Consider the following 24,336-nt stretch of genomic DNA (forward strand, 5'->3'; position numbering starts at 1 on the left):
CCGGACGGGAATCTCCGTCCGGGCCCTCGCCTTACGCCCCGTGGGCTCAGAAGCGCAGTTCGGCCGCGATCCGGCCGTGCCCCTTGAGCCAGTCGTCCGCGACGAAGAACACCTCCGCGCCGCTGTCCAGCGCCGCTTCCACCAACTCGTCCACGATGTCCTCGCGGACGCTCGCGTCGGACGGGTCCACCACGTCGTCGGTCACCGGCTTCAGGTGCTCCTGGTCGACCCGTACCGTCTGCTGGAAGTGCTCCTCCACCGCCACGAGACCGGCGCGGCCCTCGCGCACCGCGGCCCACACCTCGTCGAGACCGCCGGCGAACGCCTTGCGGCCGCGCGCCGCGTCCAGCCGCCCGTCGATCTCCTTCGCGAAGTGCTCGCGCCGGGCGTCCAGGGCCGGACGCAGCTCGGTGAGCAGGTCGCGGGGCGCGTTGTCGGCCGGCGCGCCCTTGGTGACCCGGCCGACCGCGTCCTTCGCGCTCTCGCCGACCTCGTCGAACAGGGCGAGCGCCGGCGCGATGCCGACCAGGTACAGCGGACGGGGGTCGGTGGCCAGGACGGCACGCAGCTTCTCGTCCACGGTGCGCAGGAAGTTGCGGGTGTCCTCGCTGGCGAAGTTGCTCGGCGTGTCGCCGGTCCGCTCCATGCGCTGCGGGTTGAACTCCTCGCGCGGTGCCGTCAGCGGGAAGCCGCCGACGTGGGCCTCCTGAGCGGACTCGGTGGTGCCGCTGAAGAGGGCGGCGTGGTCGGCCGCCACGGTGAGCGCCCAGAAGGGGCGGGCCTGCGCCTTCGCGGCGACCAGGTTGCGGGTGAGGTAGCTGTCGCTCAGCACCACCCGTTCGGGTGCGGTACGCGGCAGTCGCCAGATCTGGTACTCGTCGGCCGTGGCGAGGAGCACGAGCGCGTCCAGGGCCCGGCGCTGGTCGAGTTCGCCCGCCGCGCGGTCGAGCTGCTGCTTGATCGCGGCGCACGCCTCGCGGCCGACCTGCGGATCGGACTCCAGCCGGTTGTGGGCCTCGGACAGCAGGTTGCGCAGCCGGACGGCGTCCTGGGCGTTGTCCGGGGCGCGCCGGTGGGTCGGCATGGTCAGGGACAGGGCCGGATAGGGCCGGGTCCGGCGCAGCTCCTGCAGCAGGCCGGCGGTCAGGGCGTCCGTGTCCATCAGTTCCCTCCCGGGGAATTGCGCACTGCGTGCGGAACGGGTGAATCAACGAGTCAATTCATACCTTTTGATCCTAATATGGGCGAGTTGGTCAACCTGGGTGCGGAAGCAGCTGCTTTTCCGTGCCCGCTCAGTGGACGGAGCGTTTGTGAACCGGACCGGCCCCGCGCGGCGCCCCTTCCGAGGCCGCGTCATCCGCGGCCTGACCCCTGCCGCACTCGTCGCGGTACTCGTCGCCGGAGCGTCCGCGTGCGGCGACTCCGACACCTCGTCGGCGGGTACGGCCAGCAGTACCCGCACGATCTCCGCCGAACCCACGGCGAGCCCGAGCCCGAGCCCGACCCGTAGCGGGCGCACCCAGGACGAGTTCGCCGCCTCCGTGTCCGCCGACGCCGAGCGCAACCGGCAGAAGGCGGTGGCGACCCTCAAGGGCGTCGACGGCAAGGGCAACGCGATGGACGACGTCTCCGTCAACGGCATCGCGGTGGCGCCCGGGGAGCAGTTCCGCAGCGCCCTGGTGCGGGTGACCAACCGGAGCGGCGAGGAGGCGTTCTTCGCCGTGCGCGTCGAGTTCGTCGACGCGTCGGGCAAGGTGCTGGACTCCGTGGTGCTCGGCTTCCCGGACGCGCCGACGGACAGGACCGTCAGCCAGCACGCCAACAGCCGCAAGGCCGCCGGGGTCAAGTCGTTTCCCCGGATCGCCCAGGCGGAGCGGAGCTGACGGCCGGCGGCCTCGCCGCGATTCAGCGCGGGGCCGTCACCAGATGGCCTCCACCCACTCGGGGTGGTCCACGAACGGGTTCCGGTTGTGCTGGTAGTCCTCGTATATGACGTCGTTGCGCCGCTTCTCGAAGGCGTCCGGCGGGTCCTGCTCGCTCCATGCCTTCAGTACGGAGAGCCGGCCGATGTACGGTGCGGAGCCGTTGGACACGCTGTCGTTGGGTTCAAGGTCGGGGAAGGCGTCGTCGCCCTCGTAGCGCACGGCCATGTAGAGGATCATCCGGGCCACGTCGCCCTTGACGGCGTCGCGCGGTTCGAAGGAGTCGGCGTCGGTGTAGTTGCCCGGGGCGTCGCTCAGTTCCGTACCGCCGTTGTCGAAGTCCTTGTTGCCGCGCGTGGAGTTGACCTGGACGTCGGACGGGCGCAGATGGTGGATGTCGGTGCCGGGGCCGGTGGCCGTGCCGAAGTCGCCGTGGGACTTGGCCCAGACGTGCTCGCGGTTCCACTGGCCGGGGTCGCCGCCGTTGTCGCTCTTGGGCTCGGAGCGCCCGGTGTACAGCTCGATGACGTTCGAGGGGTCGGCGGGATCCTCGTCGGTGTCCTTCAGGGCGTCCCAGACCTGGCTGTAGGTGAGCTTGCTCTGGTCGCTGATGATCGTGTGCAGGGCGCTCTTCAGGGCGGCGCCGGTCCTGCCGGTCGCGTCCTCGTAGTACGTGTCGTCCAGCGCGCTGAGCGGGGAGGCGGTGGTGGGCGGTGGCGTCGGGGCGGGTGCGGCGGCGGCCGTGCCGGTGAACACCGCGAGGGCGGCGAGCGCGGCGGGCAGTGCGCGGCGCGCGGGAAGATGACGACGGGACATGTGGGGTGTCCTCTCCGGGAATACGCGCACCGCGGCGCCGTCACGGGGTGGGGGGCGGCTCCGCGGTGGTCGTGTCCGCTATGTGTACGCGGGAGCGTCCCATGCGGACCGTCACGATGTGTGAACCCCGCGTATCTATCATGTGCAGGTCAAGTGAGGGCCCGGAACCCGTTCCGGGACCCCGTCCCGGTCTCGGATGCGGGAGCACCGGCGGCGGGCGAGAATGACGGGAAGGACAAGGAGGCGGCATGAGCGACGAGCCCGATTCCGTATCCAGCACCCGGGGCCTGACTCCGGACGACCTCTTGCACACCGGCGCCACCGACAACCCGTCCGCCGAGGACCTGGTGCTCGCGTCCGGGCGGGACCTGACCCCGGAGAACCTGGAGTGGGCGGAGCGCACCCTGGCCAGGGAGGGCCGGGCGGCCATCGACAAGCGACTGCCGTAGACAGCGGTACGGCGCGGCGGCCACGGCCGTCGCGCCCGCGGCAGGTACGGGCGCCGGGCGCCGCTCGGTTAGCCTGAACGCACAATGAACCGTTTGACGACGTCAGAGGCGGGTTACGACCTCGCCCGCTTCCCCGAGGACCCCCGCGACCCGTTCCGTGCCTGGGACGCGGCCGACGCCTATCTGCTCCAGCACCTGGAGGAGGCGGTCGACGTCTCGGGGAACGTCGTCGTCATCGGAGACCGATGGGGTGCCCTGAGCACGGTCCTGGCCGCGCACCACCCCGTACAGATCAGCGACTCCCACCTCGGGCAGCGGGCGACCGCGGCGAACCTGGAACGGAACGGGCTGCCCGCCGACGCGGTGCGCCTGCTCTCCCCGCGCGACACCCCGCCGGACCGCGTGGACGTGCTCCTCGTACGCGTCCCGAAGAGCCTCGCCTTCCTGGAGGACCAGCTCCACCGCATCGCGCCCGCCGTGCACGCCGGCACCGTCGTCGTGGGCACCGGCATGGTCAAGGAGATCCACACCTCCACGCTCAACCTGTTCGAACGCGTCATCGGCCCGACCCGCACCTCCCTCGCGGTCCGCAAGGCCCGGCTCATCCACTGCACCCCGGACCCCGCCCTGCCCCGCACCCCCAGCCCCTGGCCGCTGCGCTACGAGCTGCCCCCGGACGCCGGGGCGGCCGCCGGGCGCACCGTCACCAACCACGCCGGGATCTTCTGCGCCGACCGGCTCGACATCGGCACCCGCTTCTTCCTCAAGCACCTGCCGGACCGCACGGGCCCCGACCGCGTCGTGGACCTCGGCTGCGGCAACGGCGTCGTCGGCCTCGCCGCCGCCCTCGCCAACCCCGACGCCACCCTCACCTTCATCGACGAGTCCCACCAGGCCGTGGCATCGGCCGAGGCGACCTTCCGCGCCAACACCGGGCCGGACGCCCGGGCGTCCTTCGTCGTCGGGGACGCCCTGGTCGGCGCCGAGCCCGGCAGCGCGGACCTCGTCCTCAACAACCCCCCGTTCCACTCCCACCAGGCCACCACCGACGCGACCGCCCGCAGCATGTTCCGGGGAGCCCGGCTCGCCCTGCGCCAGGGCGGCGAGCTCTGGGTGGTGGCCAACCGCCATCTGGGCCACCACGCCACCCTGCGCCGCGTGTTCGGCAACTGCGAGACGGTGGCCGGCGACCCGAAGTTCGTGGTGCTGCGCGCGGTCAGGCGCTGAGCGCCGCCCACCCGGGCAGCGGTTCGCGTGCCGCGTGCCAGGCCGGGGGGAGGGCGGCGACACCGGTACGGGCGGCGATCACGCCTCCCGCGACGGCGCAGGTGGTGTCGATGTCACCGCGTCCCGCGACCGTGCACCACAGGCCCTCCTCCAGGTCGTCCAGGTGGCCCGCCGCACACCACAGCGCGAACGGGACGGTGTCGGGCCCGGACATCCGGTAGCCGGACCCCAGGACCTCCGCGGCGTGGCGGACCGAGGTGTGGGCGGGCATCCGGGCCGCGATCCGGACGCCCGAGCGCACATCGCTGTCCGGGAGGTGCGCGGCGACCTCCTGGAGGAACACCCCGCGCTCGGGCGCCGGGCCGCCCCGGCCGCGCGTGGCCAGCGCCGCGGCGACGGCGACCGCCACCGCCCCGGCGGCCGCCTCCGGGTGGTGGTGCGAGACCGCGCTCTGGCGGGCGGCCTGCTCGACGGCGGCGTCCAGGTCGGCGGCGTGCCAGGCGCCGAGCGGGGCGACGCGCATCGCCGCCCCGTTGCCCCAGGAGCCCATGCCCTCGAACTGCGCGGTCACCAGCTCCTGCCAGGGCTCGCCCGCGCCGATGCGGCGCAGGACGTCGTGCATCGAGGCACCGTAGCCGCGGTGGGTGTCGGCCGCGTACTCCTCGGCCAGGCGCCGGGCGAACCGGTCCTGGTCCACGACGCCGTCGCCCTCGGCGAGTTCGCGCACCAGGACCAGCGCCTGCGCGGTGTCGTCGCTCCAGCGCCACACGGGCTCCGGGGGCGGGGTCCGGGCCTCCAGGGGCTCGGGCCCCTCGCGGCGCAGGATGCCGAACCAGCGGTCGCCGAAGGCGTCACCGAAGGCGAGCCCGGCCAGCGAGTCGAGCGCGGGGGAGGGAATGGCGGTCATCGGAGCAGTATGACAAGCCGGGTGCCCCCTCCGCCCCGTCAATCCGCCGTCCCGCGCCGCGCGGCGGCCGCCGCCACGGCCGCGCCGGCGGAGAGCAGCGCGCACAGCAGCCAGACCGCGACGTATCCGGACTCGCCCGCCGCCTCCTGGGTGTCGGAGACGGCACTCCCGGTTTCGGACGCCGGGGTCGCCAGGACCGCGGCGACGACCGCTCCGGCGACCGCGCCGCCCAGGGTCTTGACGTTGTTGTACAGGGCCGTGGTGATGCCTGTACGGGAGGGCGCGCCGGCCTCCGCGATCACCGTGGGCAGCGCGCCGAGCGCCACGCCGATCCCCGCACCGGCGAGCACCTTGGCCGCCACCAGCTGCCAGATCGCCGTGTGGAACGCGGCGGTGGACAGGAAACTCGCGCCGATCAGGGCGAACGAGGTGATCAGCGCGGGGCGGTAGCCGACGCGCCCCGCGACGCGGGCGGTCAGCGAGGAGCCGACGACCGCCGCGACCCCGGCGGGCAGGGCGATCAGCGAGATGGCGAGGGCCGAGAGCCCGAAGCCGTAACCGGTGCGTTCCGGGTCCGCCGCCAGGAACGTGGAGTCGGGGGCCAGGCTGCCGAAGTAGACGACGCCGAACGCCGCCGCGCACAGGAAGTACGGGGCGACACTGCGGTCGGCCAGCGCCCGCAGGTCCACCAGCGGATCGGGCACCCGCAGCTCGCGCACCGCCCACACCGCGCCCGTCAGCAGGGCGAGCGGCACCGGGACCAGCACCGCGCCGGAGAGCAGGGGGCCGGTCTTCGCCGCGGAGATCCCCGCGAGCAGCAGGAGCACGGCCAGGCCCAGCAGGCCGACACCCGGCCAGTCGAGCCGGGCGCCCGGCGCCCTGGTGGACTCCGGGATCGCGAGGAACGAGACCGGGACGCAGAGCAGCGCGAGCACGGCCGGGAGGAGCAGGGTGATCCGGACATCGCCCGTCGCCTTGTGCGCCAGGCCCATGACCACCCCGCCGAGCAGCGTGCCCAGGGTGAGCGCGCCGACCAGGCGCGCGATGGCGGCGCGGGCCCGTTCGACCGAGAGCCGGTCGCGTACGAGGGCGATCTCCAGCGGCAGCAGGGCCGCGAGCGGGCCCAGCAGCACCCGGCCGGCCAGCAGCACGGGCAGCGAGGGGGCGAAGGCCACGAGGAGCGAGCCGGCGGACACGCACACCAGCGAGACCCTCAGCATGCGGCGGTGCCCGTACACGTCGCCGAGCCGGCCGAAGGCGGGCACGGACACCGCGGCGGCGAGTAGCTGGGCGGCCATCACCCAGTTGAGGTCGGCGTCCGCGATGCCCAGCTCGGTACCGATGTCCGGCAGCAGGGGCGCGATCCCGCCCTGAAGGAACCCGCTGGTCAGCTCGAAGAGGACGAGGAGACCCACGACCGCGCCGACGGACGCGGAGGCGGTGGTGGCGGGACCCGGCCCGGCGGACTCGGTCGTGCTCATGACGGCTGCTCCGTGGGAGCGCCGGTCTTCCGGGCACCGGCCTCCTGGAGGCGCCGCGCCGCGAGTCCGGCCAGGAGGGCCGCGGCGTCCGCCACCGCCCGGTCGTCGTAGACCGCCTGCGCGGAGTGGTTCATGGGCGCGGCCGAGGGGTCCTGATCCGGCGGGCACGCGCCGAGGCCCACGTACGCGCCCGGGACCTCGTGCAGGACGTACGAGAAGTCCTCGGAGCCGGCCATCGGGCGCGGCGCCTCGAAGACCCGGGCGGCGCCGAGCACTTCGCGCGCGGTGCGCAGTGCGAACGCGGCCTCGGCGGCGTCGTTGACGGTGACCGGATAGCCCTCGCGGTAGTCGGTCCCGGCGGTCAGGCCGTGCGCGGCGGCGATCCCCCGCACGGTCCGTTCCAGGGCGGCCCGGACCCGGGCCCGGGTCTCCTCGGAGAACGTCCTGATGGTGGCGGTGAACTCGGCGGCCCCGGGGATGACGTTCCCGGCCGACCCGGCGTGCAGCGAGCCCACGGTGATCACGGCCGGGTCGAAGATGTCGACGGTGCGCGTGACCAGGGTCTGGAGCGCGGTGACCATCTCGCAGACGGCCGGTACCGGGTCCTTGGCCAGGTGCGGCGAGGACCCGTGGCCCCCGGCGCCCACGACGCGCACGGTGACCTCGTCGGAGGCGGCGAGCATCGGGCCCGGGCGTACGGCGGCGGTACCTACGGGCAGCACCGCGGAGGTGACGTGCAGCGCGTACGCCGCGACGACCCGGGTCCCGGCCGCGTCGAGCACGCCCTCCTCGACCATCAGGCGGGCGCCGCCCATGCCCTCCTCGCCCGGCTGGAACATGAACACCACGTCGCCCGCCAGCTCCTCGCGCCGCGCGGCCAGCAGCCGGGCCGCCCCGACCAGCCCCGCGGTGTGCACGTCGTGACCGCAGGCGTGCATCCGCCCGGGCACCTCGGAGGCGTACGGCACACCGCTGTCCTCCTGTACGGGCAGCGCGTCCATGTCACCGCGCAGCAGTACGGCGGGACCGGACCGGCCGCCGCGCAGCACGGCGGTCACCGAGGTGAGCTGCCGGCCGGTCGTGATCTCCAGGGGCAGCCCGGACAGGGCGTCCAGGACCGCCCGTTGAGTGCGGGGGAGGTCGAGACCGAGCTCGGGCTGCCGGTGCAGGGCGTGGCGCAGCCGGACCAGGGAGTCTTCGACGGCGAGGGCGTCGGTGCGTGCGAACATGCCTGGTATGGTGCCGATCCGGCCGCACAGGGCAGGCCGGGTGCCAGGATCCTCCGGTTCGCGCAGATCGTTTGCCGGAATCCACCGGCCGATGCCACGACCACCCGGAGGGCGCCGCGTGCTGGACGAACTCGACCTGCTCCTCGTCACCGCGCTCCAGATCGCGCCGCGCGCGGACTGGCGGACCATCGGGGACGTGCTGGACATCGATGCCTCGACGGTCGCCCGGCGATGGGCCCGGCTGACCCGGGACGGTCATGCCTGGATCGGCGTGCACCCCTCGGTCGGGGCGAGCGGCCCGGACACCTGGACCCTCGTCGCGTTCATCGAGGTCGACTGCGTCTCCGGACGGCTGCACGAGGTGGCCGGTCGGATCGCGGACGACCCGCACGTGTTCAACCTGGAGCACGTCAGCGGCAGCCGGGACCTCGTGGTCACCGCGGTCTTCACGGACCACGCCCAGCTCGCCCGGTACGTCGGCTTCCGCCTCGGCGCCCTCGACGGTGTCGCGGCCTCCCGCACCCAGGTCGCCACCACCCTGCACACCGAGGGCAGCCGCTGGCGGCTCGACCGCCTCACCGAGGAGCAGCGCCGCAAGCTCGCCCCGCCGGACCCGAGCCGGCAGCCCACCCGCACCGTCCCCCGGCGCGACCTCGAACTGGTCCGCGTCCTCGGCGAGGACCCGCGCCGGCCCGTCGCCCACATCGCCGAACGCACCGGGCTCAGCCCCACGACCGTCCGCCGCCGCCTCGACCGCCTCGACGCCGACCGGGCGCTCGCCTACCGGTGCGAGGTGGCGCGGTCGCTCTCCGGCTGGCCGGTCTCGGTCTCGTACTGGGCGGCGGTGCCGCAGAGCCTGGCGCCCCAGCTCGCGAAGAGCATCAGCCAGATCCGCGAGATCCGGCTCTGCGCCTCGCTGACCGGCCCGCACAACCTGCTCCTGGCCGCCTGGCTGCGCTCGGTGGACGACATCGGCGCCTTCGAGTCCCGGCTCACCGCGCGCCACCCGGAACTGACCGTGGCCGACCGGGCGCTCACGCTCTGGCCGATGAAGCTCGCCGGCCACCTCCTCGACCCCCAGGGCCGCCACCTGCGAGCGGTCCCCCTGGCCAGCTGGGAGGGCACCCACTCCGACACCGCGGAGGCGGCCCTCCTCGACCGCCTCCGGACACCGCCGGCCTGACGACCCCGCCGCGGGGTGCCCACCGAGCGCGTCCCCGGCCACACTGGAGTGGTGCGGCGACGCGGCGCCGGACCACCCCGAGCGGGAGGGACACACGCATGACGGAAGCCGACCCCGGGCTCTTCGGACCTGCATCGGTCACCTGGCAGCTGCACGGCGACCCGATGATGTGGGTCGCCGGGGTGCGGGCCCTCTACCTCCAGGCGCTCCACCCCCTCGCGGTGCGCGGCGTGATGCAGAACTCCGACTTCCGCGAGGACGCCTGGGGCCGGCTCATGCGCACCGCGGGCTTCGTCGGCACCATCACGTACGGCACCACCGAGGCCGCCGAGAAGGCGGGCGCCCGGGTCCGGAAGATCCACGCCCGCCTGGAGGTCACCGACCCGGTGACCGGCCGCACCCACGGCGTGGACGAGCCCGAGCTGCTGCTGTGGGTGCACTGCGCCGAAGCCGACTCCTTCCTCCAGGTCCTGCGCCGCTCCGGCTACCCGCTCACCGCCCGGCAGGCCGACCAGTACATCGCCGAGCACCGGCACAGCGCCCGGCTCGTCGGCCTCGACCCCGACGACGTGCCCGCGACCACCGCCGAGATGGCCGGCTACTTCGCCCGCATGCGGCCCCGGCTCGCCCGGACCCCGGAGGCGCTGGACGTCGACGGCTTCCTGCGCCGCCCGCCGGTGCCCCCGCTCCTCGTCCCCGCACGCGCCCTGCTGTGGCAGCGCGTGGCCACCCTCGCCTACCAGTCGCTGCCGCCGTTCGCCCATGAGCTGTACGGGAGGACGGCGCCGCCGCCCGCCGCCGTGGACCGCCGGCTGCGCGCCGCCGGGGTGCTCCTGCGGGCCGTCCCCGCACGGCTGCGGTGGCGGCTTCCGCCCCGCCACATCATGAACGCGATGGCACGACTCGGACCCGGCAGCCGTCCCACCCCGTACACACTGAAGAGGCAGGCAGCCATACTGGACGGACCGGGGAGGGCGCGGCGACAGCGGGCTGAACGACGGGGGCTGCAACAGGGATGGCGGAAACCAGACTGATCCAGAGCCGGTACCGGCTGCTCGATCTGATCGGTCGCGGTGGCATGGGCGAGGTGTGGCGCGCCCGCGACGAGGCGCTGGGCCGCCAGGTCGCCGTCAAATGCCTCAAGCCCATGAGCGCCCAGCACGACGAGGACCACACCCGCATCGTCCGCGAACGCTTCCGCCGTGAGGCCCGGGTCGCCGCCGCCCTCCAGCACCGGGGCGTCACCGTCGTCCACGACTTCGGCGAGTACGAGGGCGTGCTCTACCTCGTGATGGAGCTGCTGGACGGCCGCAACCTCAGCCAGCTCCTGGAGGACAACGAGCAGCACCCGCTGCCCGTGGACGACATCGTGGACATCGCCGAGCAGGTCGCCGACGCGCTCGGCTACACCCACCAGCAGGGCATCGTCCACCGCGACCTCAAGCCCGCCAACATCATGAGGCTGTCCGACGGGACGGTGAAGATCTGCGACTTCGGGATCGCCCGGCCTGGCCACGGCATCCCGGTCACCTCCCGGCTCACCGGCGTCGGTATCGCCATGGGCACCCCGCACTACATGTCGCCGGAGCAGATCAGCGGCGGCCAGGTCGACCACCGCAGCGACCTCTACTCGCTGGGCTGCGTGCTGTACGAGATCGCGACCGGAGCCCCGCCCTTCGACCTGGAGGACTCCTGGGGCATCCTCGTCGGCCACCGCGACACCCCTCCCGAGCCGCTGCGCTCCCACCGCGCCGAACTGCCCGGGTTCTTCGACCGGGTCGTCCTCGACCTGCTCGCCAAGACCCCCGAGGAGCGCCCGGCCGACGCCCACGACCTGCGCCGCCGCATCGCCGTCGGCCGCACCGGCGAGCAGCCCTTCCTGGGCCCGGCCGCCCGGGTGCCGCCCGCCCGGGTCACCCTCTCCGGCCCCGTCCCCGCCGCACCCCTGCCCGCCTGGGCGCACACGATGACCGGCGGCCACAAGGCGGCGGGCACCGCGAACCCCGTCGCGCCGCCCGACCACGCGGCGGGCCTCACCCTCACCTGGACCACCGGAACCGCCGGGCCGGGCACCCGGGCCGACCGCCAGGTCCTGGGCCCCGGCCCTTCCCGCAAGGACCGGGCCGAGAACGCGCTGCGCGAGTTCGGCCGCATCGCCGAGGACCGCGCCCGCGCCCTCGGCGCCGAGCACGGCGAGACGCTCGCCGCCCGGCAGCAGATGGCGTACGCGCTCGGCCGCCTCGGCCGGCACACCGAGGCCCACGAACTGCACGCCGCCGTGCTCGCGTCACGCGAGCGCGCGCTGGGCCCCGACCACCCCGACACCCTGCGCTGCCGCCACAACCTGGCCTTCAGCCTCAGCAGGCTGGGGCGGCTGGAGGACGCGTACCGCACGGCCCGCGACGTGGCCGCGGCCCGCGCCCGGGTGCTGGGGGCCGCCCACCGCGACACCCTGGTCACGCTCTACGAGGTCGGCTACACGCTGGGCCGGCTCGGCCGGTGGACGGAAGCCCTGCACACGTACCGCCAGGTCGCCGAGGCACGGACCCGGCTGCTCGGCGCCGAACACCCGGACACCCTCGCCACCCGCTACGAGGTCGGCATCAGCCTGGGCCGCCTCGGCCGCAGTGCCGACGCCCTGGAGCTGTACCGCGGGCTGGTCGCCGACCGCGTCCGGGTCAACGGCCCCACCGACCCCGAGACCCTGCGGGCCCGCCACGGACTCGGCGTCAACCTCGGCCGGCTGGCCCGCTGGGACGAGGCACTGGCCGAGGCGCAGGCGGTGTGCGCCGCCCGGGAGCACGTCCTGGGGCCCGATCACCCCGACACCCTCGTCAGCCGCCGTGAGGTGGCCGTCGCCCTCGGCTGGCTCGGGCGCTGGACCGACGCGCTCACCCTGTACCGGCAGGTCGCAGACGCCCGGACCCGGCTGCTGGGCCCCGCCCACCCCGACACGCTCGCCGGCCGCGACGACGAGGCGCACTGCCTCGAACAGCTGGGCCGCCCCCGCGAGGCCGCCGACCTCTACCGCGAGGTGGCGGCGCTCAGGCAGCGCGGCCATGCGCCGCCCTGACACGGGCCACGCGTACCGCGGCGGGGGGGGGGGGGGGGGCCGCCCGCCCCGCGTTCCAGGGGCCGGTCAGTCGGCCGAGGCGGTCCAGCCCTTCGCGTCGATCCGCCGGGCGTCCGACGGGCGGCCCTCGTCGAAGACCGTACGGCCGCCGTCCTCGACCTTGACGGCGTCCACGTACACGCCCCGGCCCACGTACAGCTGGTCCGTGGTGTAGCGCCACCTGAGCAGGACCTCTGGACCGCGCACTCCCGCCAGGCTCGCGTCGAGGCGGTGCCAGACGCGGCCCGACCAGCCGGAGAGCGAGCCGTCCGGGTGCGCCTCGGGGCGAGGGCGCCCGTCCTGCCCCGTCGGGGTGGTGGTGAACGGGACCGGCTGCCAGGTGGCGCCGGCGTCCGTGGACGCCTCCAGGTACAGGAAGTCCGACGCCGGTTCGGTGTCCCACCACAGCGCGCAGCTCAGCCGGGCCCGCGAAGAGGCGAGCGGCAGGGCGGGCAGCGCCAGGGTGGCCGTGGACGCGCTCGCCATCCCGGAGAACCAGGCGGTACGGCCCCGGGCCGGGCGGACCGCGACGGCCCGGGCCATCTGGTTGGCGGTGGCCACACGCGGCGCGCTGCCGGACCGCCAGCTGCGCACCGGGTGCACCGAGTTGCCCAGCACGATCAGGAACGAGTCCGTGGTCGGGTCCAGCACCAGGCTGGTCCCGGTGAAGCCGGTGTGCCCCGCTGTCCGGGGCGTGGCCATGGCGCCCATGTACCAGTGCTGGTAGAGCTCGAAGCCCAGGCCGTGCTCGTCCCCGGGGAACGCCGTGTTGAAGTCGGTGAACAGCAGGCCGACGGAGTCCGCCGAGAGGATGCGGGCCCGCCCGTACACCCCGCCGTTGAGCAGGGTGCGCGCGAGGACCGCGAGGTCCCAGGCGCAGGAGAACACCCCGGCGTGCCCGGCGACCCCGCCCAGGCTGAACGCGTTCTCGTCGTGCACCTCGCCCCAGACCAGGCCGCGGTCGAGCCCGGACCACGGGAGCCTGGCGTCCTCGGTCGCGGCGATCTTCGGCTTCCAGGAGGCGGGCGGGTTGTAACGGGTGCGCCGCATCCCGAGCGGATCGGTGATCCGCTCGCGCAGCAGTACGTCCAGGGTCCGGCCGGTCAGCTTCTCCAGGACGAGCTGGAGCGAGATCAGGTTGAGGTCGGAGTAGAGGTAGACCGTGCCCGGCGGGTTGGCCGGGACCTCCTTCCACAGCAGCTCCAGCTTCCCTTCCCGGGTCGGCGCGCTGTAGAGCGGGATCCAGGCGGTGAACCCCGAGGTGTGGGTCAGCAGCTGACGGATCGTGATGTCCTGCTTGCCGCCGCCGGCGAACTCCGGCAGATAGGACGCGACCGTCGCCTCCAGCTCCAGCGTGCCGCGCTCGATCTGCTGCACGGCCAGGATCGAGGTGAACAGCTTCGAGACCGACGCCAGATCGAAGACCGTGTCCTCGGCCATCGCGATCTGCTGGTCCTCGGGGAACTCAACCCCCGTGTCGGTCGTCTCGTCGTACGCCGAGTAGCGCACCGCCTTGCCGATCGGGTGGTGCAGTGCCACCGTCCCGCCCCGGCCCGCGAGCAGCACCGCGCCCGCGTACCACGGGTGCTTCGGGGAGGCGGCCAGATAGCGCTCCGCCTCGGTGACCAGCTGGTCGAGCGGTTCCCGCAACAGCCCGGCACGGGCGGCCGATCCGCGCCGCAGCGTCGGCTTCGCGCCCCTGCCCGCGTGCATCTCCGACGACCCCGCCCCCGGCTCCGTGGCGGACGCCGTGCCCGCGAACGGGATCGGCGCCAGGGCGAGTGCCCCGCCCAGGGCCAGCATCCCACCACCGAGCCTCCGCCGGCTGATGCCCCCGACCGCCGTGTCCTCCGTCATGCACAACCCCTTCTCGCTGCCTGAAAGTAACTTTCGAAATCTCTTCCGAGTGTGAAACTTCCTGCCGAGCAGAGAGTACTGTCAGGCGCCACCGTGCCGTAGGGGTGGGAGCCGGAAAGAATCTGATGTCGTGTCAGACCCTTGACCGCGGGGCCCCCGCCGCACAGGATCACGCCATGACCGGTGTACGCAGCAGCACAGTCGACGGTGTCCTGGCCCGCAGCGCACGGCGCGCCCCCGAACGGACCGCCCTGCGGTACGCCGACCGGACCTGGACCTACCGGGAACTGGACGAGGCCGTCGGCACCGCGGCCGCCGCACTCACCGAGGGCCACGGGCTGCGCCCGGGGGACCGCGTCGCCGCCTACGCCCACAACTCGGACGCGTATCTGATCGCCTTCCTCGCCTGCGCCAGGGCCGGGCTCGTCCACGTGCCGGTGAACCAGAACCTCACCGGAGACGACCTGGCGTACATCCTGGGCCAGTCCACCAGCTCCCTGGTCCTCACCGACCCGGACCTCGCGGACCGCCTCCCGGACGGCTTCGCCGTACGGGCGCTGCGGGACGACGACGCGTCACTGCTGGCCGAACTGGGCACCCCGCGTCCGTTCACCCCCGCACGCGAACCGGCCGCCGACGACCTGGTCCAGCTGCTGTACACCTCCGGGACGACCGCGCTGCCCAAGGGCGCCATGATGACCCACGGCGCCCTCGTCCACGAGTACGTCAGCGCGATCACCGCGCTCGACCTGCGCGCCGGGGACCGGCCCGTCCACGCGCTGCCCCTCTACCACTCGGCGCAGATGCACGTGTTCCTGCTGCCCTACCTCGCCGTCGGCGCCGAGAACACGGTCCTGGACGCACCGGACGCGGCCCGGATCTTCGACCTGGTCGAGTCGGGGCGGGCCGACAGCCTCTTCGCCCCGCCCACCGTCTGGATCGGCCTCGCCAACCACCCCGACTTCGCCGCCCGCGACCTCGGCGGCCTGCGCAAGGCGTACTACGGGGCGTCGATCATGCCCGTACCCGTGCTGGAACGCCTCCGCGACCGGCTGCCCGGTCTCGCCTTCTACAACTGCTTCGGGCAGAGCGAGATCGGCCCGCTCGCCACCGTGCTCGGACCGGACGAGCACGAGGGCCGGATGGACTCGTGCGGCAGGCCCGTCCTCTTCGTGGAGGCCCGGGTCGTGAACGAGCACGGCAAGGAGGTCGCCGACGGCACCGCGGGCGAGGTCGTCTACCGCTCGCCCCAGCTGTGCACCGGCTACTGGGACAAGCCGGAGGAGAGCGCGCAGGCGTTCCGCGACGGCTGGTTCCACTCCGGCGACCTCGCTGTCCGGGACGAGGACGGCTACTTCACGGTGGTCGACCGGGTGAAGGACGTCATCAACTCCGGCGGGGTCCTCGTCGCCTCCCGGCAGGTCGAGGACGCCCTCTACACCCACCCCGCCGTCGCCGAGACCGCCGTCGTCGGGCTGCCCGACGAACGCTGGATCGAGGCCGTCACCGCCGTCGTCGTCCTGAAGGGCGAGGCGACCGGGGACGAACTGATCGCGCACGCCCGCGAACGGCTCGCCCACTTCAAGGCGCCGAAGCGGGTCGTGTTCGTGGACGCCCTCCCGCGCAACGCCAGCGGCAAGATCCTCAAGCGGGAACTGCGCGACCGCCTCGCCTGACAGTCCTCGGGGGGCGCGCCCAGGGCCTACCCGCGGACGCGGCCGACCCCCGCGTAGATGGTGTCGGGGATCTGCCCGTGCTCCGGGGCGGGCACACCGTGCCAGTGCGGGGCGGCCACCAGACCGGGTGCGACCAGGTCGAGCCCGTCGAAGAAGCGGGCCACCTCCGCGCCGCTGCGGGGCTGCAGCGTGATGCCGCTCGACCGGTAGCGGGCCAGGGCCTCCTCGTGCGCGGCGAGGAAGTCCACCGTGAAGTGGGAGAGCACCAGGCAGCTTCCGGCGGGCAGCGCGTCGACCAGCGTGCGGGTGACGCCGTACGCATCGTCCTCGTCGGCCAGGAAGTGCATCAGCGCGATCAGGGAGAGCGCCACGGGCCGCTCGAAGTCCAGCACCGTACGGGCGTGGTCGAGGATCTTCTCCGGCGACCGCACATCGGCTTCCAGGTAGTCGGTGACGCCCTCCGGCGTGCTGACGAGCAGCGCCTCCGCGTGCCGCAGCACGATCGGATCGTTGTCCGTGTAGACGATCCGGGCCGCCGGATTGATCTCCTGGACGATCTGATGGAGATTCGGCTGGGTCGGGATGCCGGTCCCGACGTCGAGGAACTGGTCGATGCCCTGCCGCGCCGCCCAGCCCGCCGCCCGGTGCATGAAGGCCCGGTTCTGCGCGACCCCCACCTTCGCCGGCTCCGGCATCTGCTCGCCGAGTTCCTGGTCGACGGGGTAGTGGTCCTTGCCGCCCAGGAGGTAGTCGTAGACACGGGCCGGATGCGGCCTGCTGGTGTCGACCTGGCCTGCCGTCATGATGTGCTCCCCAACCCCTCGGCCGAGAACACGAGTCCCCCGGCGGACAATGGCTCACTCGGGCACATCCTGCCACAGCAACCCCGCCCGTCAGCGGGGCGGTTGGCCGGTCACCCGCGCTCGTCCACGATCCGCCGGAACTTGCCGACCGACCGCTCCAGCGTCTCCGGATCCAGGATCTCGACGCCCACCGACACCCCGATCCCGTCCTTCACCGCCGCCGCGACGGACACCGCGGCCGCCGCCCGCTCCCCGGCCGTCGCCCCCGGCCGGGCCTCCGCCCGCACCGTCAGCACATCGAGCCGGCCCTCCCGGGTCAGCCGCAGCTGGAAGTGCGGCGACACCCCCGGGGTACGGAGCACGATCTCCTCGACCTGCGTCGGGAAGAGGTTCACCCCGCGCAGGATCACCAGGTCGTCGCTGCGCCCGGTGACCTTCTCCATCCGCCGGAACACCCTCGCCGTTCCGGGCAGCAGCCGGGTCAGGTCCCGGGTCCGGTAGCGGATCACCGGCATGGCCTCCTTGGTCAGCGAGGTGAACACCAGCTCGCCCCGCTCCCCGTCGGGCAGCACCTCGCCCGTGAACGGGTCGACCACCTCCGGATAGAAGTGGTCCTCCCAGATGTGCAGCCCGTCCTTCGTCTCCACGCACTCCTGGGCCACACCGGGACCCATCACCTCGGACAGGCCGTAGATGTCGACCGCGTCGATCGCGAACCGCTCCTCGATCTCGCGCCGCATCTCCTCCGTCCACGGCTCCGCGCCGAAGATCCCCGCCTTCAGCGAGGTCGTACGCGGATCGACGCCCTGCCGTTCGAACTCGTCCAGGATGGTCAGCATGTACGAGGGCGTCACCATGATGATGTCGGGCCGGAAGTCCTGGATCAGCTGGACCTGGCGGGCCGTCATGCCGCCGGACGCCGGAATCACCGTGCAGCCCAGCCGCTCCGCCCCGTAATGCGCCCCGAGGCCACCGGTGAACAGCCCGTAGCCGTACGCCACATGGATCTTGTGCCCCGGCCGCCCGCCCGCCGCCCTGATGGAGCGGGCCACCACGTCGGCCCAGGTCTCCAGGTCCTTCCCGGTGTAGCCGACGACGGTCGGGCGGCCCGTCGTCCCGCTGGAGGCGTGGACCCGGCGCACCCGGTCCTCGGGGACCGCGAACATCCCGAACGGGTAGTTGTCCCGCAGATCCGCCTTGGTGGTGAAGGGGAAACGGGCCAGGTCGGCGAGCGAGCCGCAGTCCTCGGGTTTCAGCCCCGCGCGGTCGAACGCGGCCCGGTAGTGCGCCACGTTCTCGTAGGCGTGACGCAGGGTGGCCCGCAGCCGTTCGAGCTGGAGCGCCTCCAGTTCGGTGCGGCTCATCCGTTCCGCCGTGTCCAGCAGAGCCGTCATGTCGGGCCTCCCTCGTCCGCGCGTGCCGTGCGGGCGACCGATCATTCGGTCGCTTCCTCCGGGAGCAGTAATTCAGGATCTTGCACCGCCTGGCAAGAGGGGTGACGCATCCGGACCGGACCGCGCATACGCCCGCTCCCCAGGACCGCCGGCAGCCGCTCCTCCCGCTCGATCCGCCCCGGCCCCCCCGCACGGCCGGACGAGGAGCTGGACCACGACCGGCCGGTCGTGCCCGCCACCGACGCCGGCCGTCCCGTACACGCCGAACGACCGGAGGGATTCCTCGCCGCCCTCCGGTCGTTCGGGGTCCGATCACAGAAATGACGCTAGGTCAGTTCCGGTGCAGCAGCGTCACCAGGACGTCGTGCAGCGTCGCCTCGGCGTCCTCGGAGCCCGACTCCGTACGCCAGGCGACGAAGCCGTCGGGGCGCACCAGCAACGCGCCACCCCGGCCCGTCCCGTGCGCCTCGGCCCAGTCCGCGCCGTCCTCCGGCTCCAGATCGGAGCCCGCACCGATGCCGAACGCGTCCAGCCGCACCCCCAGCCGGTCCGCGACCCGGGCCGCGGCTCGCCGCCACACCGTGTCCGCGCCGTCCGCCAGCAGCACGAACGAGCGCTCGTAGAGATCCAGCGTCGAGATCCGCTCCCCGGACCGGCGCACCCAGAGGTGGGGCGCCCGGCTGCCCGGCTCGCCCGTCAGCCGCATTCCCTCCGGGACCACCGGCGTGCCCGGTGCCACGCCCAGCACCGCGCCCGCCGGGTAGCGGTAGCCCAGCGCCACGTTCAGCATCCCGCCCCGCTTGCCCCCGCCCACCGAGGGCGGGGGAGCGTAGCCGGGGTGGCTGTGCTCCTCGGATCGCGCCGACGCCCGTTCACTGGTCGCCCGCGCCACCGGCAGCCGCTCCTGCCCGTACGTCTCCAGCAGCCCCCGGCCCGCCTCGCCCCGCAGCACCGCCGCCAGCTTCCACGCCAGGTTGTGCGCGTCCTGAATGCCGGTGTTCGAGCCGAACGCCCCGGTCGGGGACATCTCGTGCGCCGAGTCACCGGCCAGGAACACCCGCCCCCGCGCGTACCGCTCGGCCACCCGCTCCGCCGCGTGCCACGGCGCCTTGCCGGTGATCTCCACGTCGATGTCCGGCGCGCCGACGGCGGTACGGATGTGGCGGGCGCACCGCTCGTCCGTGAAGTCCTCCAGCGTCTCGCCCCGCTCCGGCTGCCACGGGGCGTGGAACACCCACTCCCGCTCGTTGTCCACCGGCAGCAGCGCGCCCTCCGCCTCCGGGTTCGTCAGGTAGCACACGATGAAGCGCCGGTCGCCCAGCACCTCCGCCAGCCCGCGCGACCGGAAGGTGACGCTCACGTTGTGGAACAGGTCGCCGGCCCCCGAACGGCCGATGCCCAACTGCTCACGGACCGGGCTGCGCGGCCCGTCCGCCGCGATCAGGTAGTCCGCCCGCACCGTCGTGTGCTCACCGGTCTCCCGGTTCTTCAGGGCCGCAGTGACCCCTGAGGCGTCCGGGTCGAACGACATCATCTCCGTGGAGAAGCGCAGATCACCGCCCTGCTCCCGGGCCCGCTCCAGCAGGACCGGCTCCAGGTCGTTCTGGCTGCACAGGCACCAGCCCGTCGGGCTGAACCGGGCGAGCGCCCCGCCCGGGTCGATCTCCTTGAACAGCCACTCCTGGTCCTCGCCGGTCAGTGAGCCGGCCTGGAGGATGCCGTGGTTGTCCGCCAGCACCGAAGCGGCCGCCCGGATCTCCTGCTCGACACCCGCACGGCGGAACACCTCCATCGTGCGCACGTTGTTGCCGCGGCCACGCGGATGGGTCGAGGTGGCGGCGTGCTTCTCGACCAGCAGGTGCTCGATGCCGAGCCGGCCGAGGAAAAGGGACGCGGACAGACCCACCAGCGAGCCGCCCACGATGAGGACCGGTACGTGGAGGTCGACGTTCTCGTTCATCAGTTGCTCCAGCTCCGACGCCGTACAGATGCTCTGTCCATGCCCGTGCCGGGCCGGGTCGGAGCCCTTCGGACGCCTGCTCACCTGAACGGTTCATAAATCTCGCGTCGGGCGGACCAGCGTTTCACGATCGGTCACGGAGGCGGCCGGGCCTCCCCGCATTCCTGCCTCCCCTCGTCGAAGGAGTTCGCCAGATGACCACCACCCTCTCGGAACGGATCTCACAGTCCGCCTTCGACGGATCCCGGCTGCGCGTCGTGCTGCTGCTGGACCTGCACGACGGCGCCCAGAAGCAGTTCCTGGAGGCGTACGAGCACATGCGCAACCAGGTCGCCTCCATCCCCGGACACATCAGCGACCAGCTGTGCCAGTCCATCGAGAACCCCTCGCAGTGGCTGATCACCAGCGAGTGGGAGAGCGCCCCGCCCTTCCTCGCCTGGGTGAACAGCGAGGAGCACGTCGCCACCGTGCAGCCCCTGCACAGCTGCGTACGCGACACCAGGTCGCTGCGGTTCAGCGTGCTGCGCGAGACCGGCAAGGGCTTCGAGGCCCTCCCCGACCCGGCCAGGGGCAGCCTCCAGACCTCCCCGCGCCTCGGCGACGGCATCGTGCGCCACGCGCTCACCTTCACGGTGAAGCCCGGCACCGAGGACATCGTCGCGAAGCTGCTCGCCGACTACGAGTCGCCCCGCTCCCGCGTGGACGACCACACCCGGCTGCGCCGCACCTCGCTGTTCATGCACGGCAACCGCGTGGTGCGCGCCGTCGAGGTCGAGGGCGACCTGATGGCCGCGCTGCGCCACGTCTCCCGCCAGCCCGAGATCCGCGCCGTCGAGGAGGCCATCAACCCCTACCTCGAACAGGACCGGGACCTCGCCGACCCCGACTCCGCCCGCATGTTCTTCACCCGCGCGGCCCTGCCGACCGTGCACCACGTGTCGGCCGGCCGCCACGCCCCCGAGAGCCTGCACCGGCACGCCGTGTTCTACCAGGCCAAGGAGGGCTGCGGCATGGCCCTGGCCCGCCTCCTGGCCGGCCACGACGAGGAGGCCGCCGACGACACCGGCAGCCCCATCGACAGCAGCACCATCTTCCAGCGCGACGACGTCGTCGTACGCCTCCTGGAAGCCGACGGCCCGCTCGACGCGCAGCCCTCCCAGGCCCTCGGCATCCACGGCCCCGGCAAGGCGGCCCGACTGGCCCGCCTCCTCGCCGGAGAGGCGAACACCGTCCCCGCCACCGACGAGGACGCCGCGCGCTTCCTCGCCCGGTCCGAGATGCGGCTGATCACCGACCGGCGCGCCGCCGATTCCTGAACCGCGCTCCGGCACCCGGGCCCTCGCCCGACCCGTCACCACCACGCGCCCCGCGCCCAGGAGGAGAAGCAGAGATGACCACCCACCGGCCACGCATCGTGGACCTCAGTGAGACCCAGCCCAATACCAGGCGCGGAGGCGACCTGCGCGCCCTGCTCACCCCCACCGCGGTGGGCGCCACCAGTGGCTTCATGGGCCTCGCCCTCGTCGACCCCGGCGACCGCATCGGCGAGCACTACCACCCGTACTCCGAGGAGTTCGTGTACGTCGTGCAGGGGCACCTGGAGGTCGACCTGGACGGGGAGACGCACACCATGCGCCCCGACCAGGGCCTGCTGATCCCCCCGCACGTGCGCCACCGCTTCCGCAACGTCGGCGACACCGAGGCCCGCATGGTCTTCCACCTCGGCCCGCTCGCCCCCCGCCCCGAACTCGGCCACGTCGACACCGAGGTGACCGAGACCGCCGAGCGGGGCGCGCCGCCAGAACGAACCGAGGCCGCCTCATGACCCGGCGGGTGGCGGTCACCGGAGTCGGCGTCGTCGCCCCGGGCGGCATCGGGGCCCCGGCCTTCTGGGACCTGCTCTCCAACGGCCGCACGGCGACCCGGGGCATCACCCTCTTCGACCCCGCGGGCTTCCGCTCCCGGATCGCCGCCGAGTGCGACTTCGACCCGGCCGCCCACGGCCTCGACGACGAGGACACCGCACGCGCGGACCGCTACGTGCAGTTCGCGATGGTCGCCGCCCGCGAGGCGCTGGCCGACGCCGGCCTGGACCCGGAGCACACCGACCCCTGGCGCATGGGGGTCTCCCTCGGCACCGCGGTCGGCGGAACCACCCGGCTGGAGCACGACTACGTCGCCGTCAGCGAGAAGGGCGCGCGCTGGGACGTCGACCACCGGCGGGCCGGCCACCACCTGGAACGCGCCTTCTCGCCCAGCTCGCTGGCCTCCGCCGTCGCCGAGCAGGTCGGCGCCCACGGCCCCGTGCAGACCGTGTCCACCGGCTGCACCTCGGGCCTGGACGCCATCGGCTACGCCTTCCACTCCATCGAGGAGGGCCGGGTCGACGTCTGCATAGCGGGTGCGTCGGACTCGCCGATCACCCCGATCACCGTGGCCTGCTTCGACGCGATCAAGGCGACGTCCCCCAACAACGACGACCCGGAACACGCCTCCCGCCCCTTCGACGCACGCCGCGACGGCTTCGTCATGGGCGAGGGCGGAGCCGTACTCGTCCTGGAGGAACTGGAACACGCCCGGGCCCGCGGGGCGACGGTGTACTGCGAGATCGCCGGCTATGCCACCTTCGGCAACGCCTACCACATGACCGGGCTCACCCCCGAGGGCCTGGAGATGGCCGAGGCCATCAACCACGCGCTGGGCCACGCCCGGATCTCCCCGCAGGACATCGACTACGTCAACGCGCACGGATCGGGCACCAAGCAGAACGACCGGCACGAGACCGCCGCCGTCAAACGGGCTCTCGGCGCGCACGCCCACAAGGTGCCGATGAGTTCCATCAAGTCGATGGTGGGCCACTCCCTCGGCGCGATCGGGGCGATCGAGATCGCCGCCTGCGTCCTGGCCCTGGTCAACCAGACGGTGCCACCGACGGCGAACTACGAGTCCCCGGACCCGGAGTGCGACCTCGACTACGTGCCGCGCACCGCCCGCCCCCTGAAGCTGCGCAGCGTCCTCTCGGTCGGCAGCGGCTTCGGCGGCTTCCAGTCCGCGGTGGCCCTGACCCGAGGGAGGACCTGATGAGCACCCGAAAGGCCCGGCGCACCGTTGTCACCGGCATCGGCGTCGTCGCACCCAACGGCACCAGTACCGAAGCCTTCTGGAAGCGCACCCAGGAGGGCATGAGCGTCCTGGACCGGGTCACCCGCGAAGGGTGCGAGGACCTGCCGCTGCACGTCGCCGGCGAGGTCCGCGGCTTCGACCCGGTCGCACTCATCGAGGAGCGCTACCTCGTCCAGACCGACCGGTTCACGCACTTCGCGATGGCCGCCGCCGACATGGCGCTGGACGACGCCCGGCTCGGCCGCGCCGACTACGAGGACCGGCCGTTCGGCGTCGGCGTGGTCACCGCGGCCGGCTCCGGCGGCGGCGAGTTCGGCCAGCGCGAACTCCAGCGGCTGTGGGGCCAGGGCTCCACGTACGTCGGCCCCTACCAGTCGATCGCCTGGTTCTACGCGGCGAGCACCGGCCAGATCTCCATCCGCGGCGGCTTCAAGGGGCCGTGCGCGGTGGTGGCCAGCGACGAGGCGGGCGGGCTCGACGCCCTCGCGCACGCCGACCGCTCCGTGCGGCGCGGCACCGACGCGGTCGTGGTCGGCGCCGCGGAGGCCCCGCTCGCCCCGTACTCCGTGGTCTGCCAGCTCGGCTACCGCGATCTGAGCGCAGCCGAGGACCCGACGCGCGCCTACCGGCCGTTCACCTCGGACGCCTGCGGCTTCGTGCCCGCCGAGGGCGGCGCGATGTTCGTGGTCGAGGAGGAGGAGACGGCCCGTGAGCGCGGTGCCCGGGTCCGGGCGGAGATCGCCGGCCACGCCGCCACCTTCACCACGGCCGCCCACTGGGAGGAGTCCCGCGAGGGCCTCGCCCATGCCATCGAGGGCGCGCTGCGGGAAGCCGGCTGCGCCCCCGACGAGGTCGACGTCGTCTTCGCGGACGCGCTCGGCTCCCCGGCCGCCGACCGGGCCGAGGCGCTGGCGCTGGCCGACGCGCTCGGCCCGCACAGCCGGCGCGTCCCCGTGACCGCCCCCAAGACCGGCATCGGCCGGGCCTACTGCGGGGGTCCGGTGCTGGACGCGGCGGCGGCCGTCCTGGCCATGGAGAACGGCCTCGTCCCGCCCACACCCAACGTCTTCGAGGTCTGCCACGACCTCGACGTCGTCACCGAGCGGGCCCGCCCCGCCGAACTGCGCACCGCGCTCGTGCTCAGCCGCGGCCTCATGGGCTCCAACGCGGCCCTGGTGCTCCGGCGCCCCGCGTGAG

Annotated in this window: 20 protein-coding genes; 11 read left to right on the forward strand and 9 right to left on the reverse strand. The window is 73.4% G+C overall.

The features are described from left to right. Window positions 1-46 precede the first annotated feature (46 nt). The gene (locus ACN6LM_RS06960) at window positions 47-1,162 is read right to left on the reverse strand and encodes a baeRF3 domain-containing protein (protein WP_445064381.1); all 1,116 of its coding nucleotides are present in this window, start codon (window positions 1,160-1,162) and stop codon (window positions 47-49) included. A gap of 148 nt (window positions 1,163-1,310) precedes the next feature. On the opposite strand from ACN6LM_RS06960, the gene ACN6LM_RS06965 reads away from it, so the two are divergent. Further along, complete coding sequence (locus tag ACN6LM_RS06965; RefSeq protein WP_445064382.1) at window positions 1,311-1,883, forward strand: hypothetical protein; 573 nt, start codon at window positions 1,311-1,313, stop codon at window positions 1,881-1,883. A gap of 36 nt (window positions 1,884-1,919) precedes the next feature. Here ACN6LM_RS06965 and ACN6LM_RS06970 read toward each other — a convergent pair whose 3' ends face one another. Beyond that, on the reverse strand, window positions 1,920-2,738 hold the full coding sequence (locus ACN6LM_RS06970) for an endonuclease I family protein (protein ID WP_445064383.1): 819 nt from the start codon (window positions 2,736-2,738) through the stop codon (window positions 1,920-1,922). 248 nt (window positions 2,739-2,986) lie between these two features. Between ACN6LM_RS06970 and ACN6LM_RS06975 the strand changes: the two genes are divergently transcribed. Together ACN6LM_RS06975 and ACN6LM_RS06980 are read left to right on the forward strand one after the other, a co-directional pair. After that, a complete protein-coding gene (locus ACN6LM_RS06975) occupies window positions 2,987-3,187 on the forward strand; it encodes a hypothetical protein (protein WP_445064384.1) in 201 nt (66 codons plus the stop codon). Window positions 3,188-3,271: 84 nt separating this feature from the next. Continuing rightward, a complete protein-coding gene (locus ACN6LM_RS06980) occupies window positions 3,272-4,414 on the forward strand; it encodes a methyltransferase (RefSeq protein WP_445064385.1) in 1,143 nt (380 codons plus the stop codon). On the opposite strand, the gene ACN6LM_RS06985 is transcribed toward ACN6LM_RS06980, so the two are convergent. From ACN6LM_RS06985 to ACN6LM_RS06995, 3 genes are read right to left on the reverse strand one after another with little or no spacing between them, the layout of a single operon-like run. Next, window positions 4,404-5,321: an ADP-ribosylglycohydrolase family protein gene (locus tag ACN6LM_RS06985; protein ID WP_445064386.1), complete on the reverse strand. Its 918-nt coding sequence runs from the start codon at window positions 5,319-5,321 to the stop codon at window positions 4,404-4,406. The two genes, ACN6LM_RS06980 and ACN6LM_RS06985, sit on opposite strands and share 11 nt — an antisense overlap. 38 nt (window positions 5,322-5,359) lie before the next feature. Continuing rightward, window positions 5,360-6,802 carry an MFS transporter gene (locus ACN6LM_RS06990; RefSeq protein WP_445064387.1) on the reverse strand — a complete coding sequence of 481 codons (1,443 nt, stop codon included), beginning with the start codon at window positions 6,800-6,802 and terminating at the stop codon, window positions 5,360-5,362. Next, on the reverse strand, window positions 6,799-8,031 hold the full coding sequence (locus ACN6LM_RS06995) for a M20 metallopeptidase family protein (protein ID WP_445064388.1): 1,233 nt from the start codon (window positions 8,029-8,031) through the stop codon (window positions 6,799-6,801). Before ACN6LM_RS06995 ends, ACN6LM_RS06990 begins: the two co-directional genes overlap by 4 nt. 118 nt (window positions 8,032-8,149) lie before the next feature. Here ACN6LM_RS06995 and ACN6LM_RS07000 point away from each other — a divergent pair, with 118 nt between their 5' ends. The 3 genes from ACN6LM_RS07000 (at window position 8,150) to ACN6LM_RS07010 (ending at window position 12,287) form a co-directional block, all read left to right on the forward strand. Beyond that, entirely contained in the window at window positions 8,150-9,214 is a 1,065-nt protein-coding gene (locus ACN6LM_RS07000; RefSeq protein WP_445064389.1) for an Lrp/AsnC family transcriptional regulator, read from the forward strand. A 98-nt stretch (window positions 9,215-9,312) separates the two neighbouring features. Beyond that, a complete protein-coding gene (locus ACN6LM_RS07005) occupies window positions 9,313-10,248 on the forward strand; it encodes an oxygenase MpaB family protein (protein ID WP_445064390.1) in 936 nt (311 codons plus the stop codon). Then, on the forward strand, window positions 10,230-12,287 hold the full coding sequence (locus ACN6LM_RS07010; RefSeq protein ID WP_445064391.1) for a protein kinase domain-containing protein: 2,058 nt from the start codon (window positions 10,230-10,232) through the stop codon (window positions 12,285-12,287). Before ACN6LM_RS07005 ends, ACN6LM_RS07010 begins: the two co-directional genes overlap by 19 nt. A gap of 66 nt (window positions 12,288-12,353) precedes the next feature. Here the strand turns inward: ACN6LM_RS07010 and ACN6LM_RS07015 are convergent, their stop codons facing one another. Further along, the gene (locus ACN6LM_RS07015; RefSeq protein ID WP_445064392.1) at window positions 12,354-14,183 is read right to left on the reverse strand and encodes a serine hydrolase; all 1,830 of its coding nucleotides are present in this window, start codon (window positions 14,181-14,183) and stop codon (window positions 12,354-12,356) included. A gap of 176 nt (window positions 14,184-14,359) precedes the next feature. On the opposite strand from ACN6LM_RS07015, the gene ACN6LM_RS07020 reads away from it, so the two are divergent. Then, entirely contained in the window at window positions 14,360-15,859 is a 1,500-nt protein-coding gene (locus ACN6LM_RS07020; protein ID WP_445064393.1) for an acyl-CoA synthetase, read from the forward strand. Window positions 15,860-15,885: 26 nt separating this feature from the next. Here the strand turns inward: ACN6LM_RS07020 and ACN6LM_RS07025 are convergent, their stop codons facing one another. From ACN6LM_RS07025 to ACN6LM_RS07035, 3 genes are all read right to left on the reverse strand, one after another. Next, the gene (locus ACN6LM_RS07025) at window positions 15,886-16,662 is read right to left on the reverse strand and encodes an SAM-dependent methyltransferase (protein ID WP_445064394.1); all 777 of its coding nucleotides are present in this window, start codon (window positions 16,660-16,662) and stop codon (window positions 15,886-15,888) included. 110 nt (window positions 16,663-16,772) lie between these two features. Then, window positions 16,773-18,056: a phenylacetate--CoA ligase PaaK gene (gene paaK, locus ACN6LM_RS07030; protein WP_445064395.1), complete on the reverse strand. Its 1,284-nt coding sequence runs from the start codon at window positions 18,054-18,056 to the stop codon at window positions 16,773-16,775. 331 nt (window positions 18,057-18,387) lie between these two features. Beyond that, window positions 18,388-20,016, reverse strand: a complete 1,629-nt coding sequence (locus ACN6LM_RS07035; protein ID WP_445064396.1) for an FAD-dependent oxidoreductase — start codon at window positions 20,014-20,016, stop codon at window positions 18,388-18,390. 194 nt (window positions 20,017-20,210) lie between these two features. On the opposite strand from ACN6LM_RS07035, the gene ACN6LM_RS07040 reads away from it, so the two are divergent. From ACN6LM_RS07040 to ACN6LM_RS07055, 4 genes are all read left to right on the forward strand, one after another. After that, window positions 20,211-21,332, forward strand: a complete 1,122-nt coding sequence (locus tag ACN6LM_RS07040; RefSeq protein ID WP_445064397.1) for a SchA/CurD-like domain-containing protein — start codon at window positions 20,211-20,213, stop codon at window positions 21,330-21,332. Window positions 21,333-21,406: 74 nt separating this feature from the next. Beyond that, the gene (locus ACN6LM_RS07045; RefSeq protein ID WP_018102923.1) at window positions 21,407-21,841 is read left to right on the forward strand and encodes a cupin domain-containing protein; all 435 of its coding nucleotides are present in this window, start codon (window positions 21,407-21,409) and stop codon (window positions 21,839-21,841) included. Next, on the forward strand, window positions 21,838-23,097 hold the full coding sequence (locus ACN6LM_RS07050) for a beta-ketoacyl-[acyl-carrier-protein] synthase family protein (protein ID WP_445064399.1): 1,260 nt from the start codon (window positions 21,838-21,840) through the stop codon (window positions 23,095-23,097). Before ACN6LM_RS07045 ends, ACN6LM_RS07050 begins: the two co-directional genes overlap by 4 nt. Further along, on the forward strand, window positions 23,097-24,335 hold the full coding sequence (locus ACN6LM_RS07055; RefSeq protein WP_445064400.1) for a beta-ketoacyl synthase N-terminal-like domain-containing protein: 1,239 nt from the start codon (window positions 23,097-23,099) through the stop codon (window positions 24,333-24,335). Before ACN6LM_RS07050 ends, ACN6LM_RS07055 begins: the two co-directional genes overlap by 1 nt. Window position 24,336: the final 1 nt, after the last annotated feature.

This window comes from Streptomyces sp. SAS_281, assembly GCF_052542855.1.